Below are 1,724 nucleotides of genomic sequence, written 5' to 3'. Positions count from 1 at the left end.
TTCCGTTGCCTGAGCAGCCTATGAGGGTTTGTGTCAATGGGTCCTGCGGTGGGGTGTGGGCGTGTGGGTGTTGCCGGGCGGCCTGGTTGGGCGGTCCGGGTGCGGGTGCTGGTGGTGGTTGGTCGGCCGGGGTCGTGCCTGGCGCGGGCTCTACCTAGCGGTCAAACGGGTTGCTACCCAACAGCCTTCATCCGAGCTCGGGTCGCGCCGGGTGGGACTGCTCAGGCTCAGGCGCGGGTTGTGCCCTAGGTGCGGCGAGCTTGTCCCGGTCGGTGGGGTTTTCGGTTCAGGCGGCGCTCACCTCCGCGGACTGGGGTGCGCCGGCCAGGGTCGGGTCCCAGGGAGTGGCGGTGGTGATCACCACGTGCAGCTGGCGTAGCAAGGCAGCGGCGATGGCCACATAGGCCTGGTTGGGTTGCAGTCGATTGTGGGTGCGGGTGGTCAGGTGTTGGTAGCGGGCGGCGTAGACCGGGTTGTGCCGCAACGCGCCGAACGCCGCTCGCCAGGCGGCAGTTCGTAGGCGGGGCCGCCCACGGCCACTGATGGTGGTTGTGCCCTGGTAGCTGCCCGAGGAGTTCTCACGCGGGCACAGGCCGGCGTGTTTGACCACCGCCCGGGCGGAATCGAAGCGGGACAGGTCACCGGTTTCGGCGAGGATCGCCGCGACCGAGACCGCGGTGACGCCGGGAATGCTGCTGGCCAGTGCGGTCAGCTGCAACTCGTCGAGCACAGCCAGCATGTGGCTTTCGACCTGCCGGCACTCGACGGTGGCGTGGTGAAAGTCGTTGAGACCGTAGTGGGCACGTTCCAACGCTCCGGTCCGCTCGGGCGGCATGGTGGTCGCGAAAGCGGAGGTGATGATCGCGGTCAGGATCGGCCCGTGGATCCGGTGGGCACCCCAGCGGGGAAGTTCGCGGTGCAGTCGGGCCCGTAGCCGGGTGCGCGCGCGGGCGGGGCTGCGGTAGGCGGTGATGGTGCGTGGATCGCAGCCGATGATGGTCATGGTGGCCAGCCAGGTGGCCGAGTCCAGGGGTTGGGCGGCGCTATCGAGCACCTGCGGCCAGGCACTGTCGAGGAGGTCGCGGATTTGTTGGCGGGCCGCGGCTCGGCGGGTGAGTTGCTCGGTCCGTCGCACGCCGAGGTGACGCAGCCGTGCCCAGTGCTGATCAGCGTGTTCGGGCAGGTAGATGTGGAGTTGGGTGGTCAGGCGAGCGATCAGCAGGGCGTCTTTGTCGTCGGATTTGTCGCGGGTGAAGTCTTCGGTCTCCCGAGCCCGTGCCACCACCATCGGTTGCACGCACACCATCTGCGCTCCGACTGCGGCGGCCAGATCAGCGACCACTTTCCAGCGGTGCCCGGTCGGTTCACAGGCGAGCACGATGCCGGCGAATCCGGCCACCTCGGCCTGGGTGCGGGCCCAGGCGATCGCCGGCCCCAACTTCCACGGTGTGAAGGTAAACGTTTTGCGGGCCAGGATGCGGGAGTCGTGATCGGCGACCACGATCACCTGCTTCTTGGCTGCCAGGTCGATCGCCACCACCGCATAGTCGCGGCCCACGATTTCTCGGAACCGGGTCAACCGGTCGTTTCGGCGTTTCGCTCCTCGGCTCAACGGACTAGCCTCGAACATCGACATCCTCCTTTTGTGGTTGGGACACCAAGCCCTTACGACCACAACAGGAGGATGTCCTTCATTTCACCACCTTGGAGCTATTACTAGGTGC

General features: G+C 67.1%; 1 protein-coding gene. It reads right to left on the bottom strand.

Features of this window, described 5'->3' with window-relative positions:
* Window positions 1–286 precede the first annotated feature (286 nt).
* Window positions 287–1,537, bottom strand: coding sequence for an IS110 family RNA-guided transposase (locus GONAM_RS22150; RefSeq protein ID WP_157159198.1), 1,251 nt, complete (start codon window positions 1,535–1,537; stop codon window positions 287–289).
* Window positions 1,538–1,724 lie beyond the last annotated feature (187 nt).

The organism is Gordonia namibiensis NBRC 108229 (genome assembly GCF_000298235.1).
Classification (GTDB): Bacteria; Actinomycetota; Actinomycetes; order Mycobacteriales; family Mycobacteriaceae; genus Gordonia; species Gordonia namibiensis.
The sequence above is the reverse complement of the archived record's forward strand: the minus strand, read 5'-3'. Positions and strand labels throughout refer to the sequence as shown.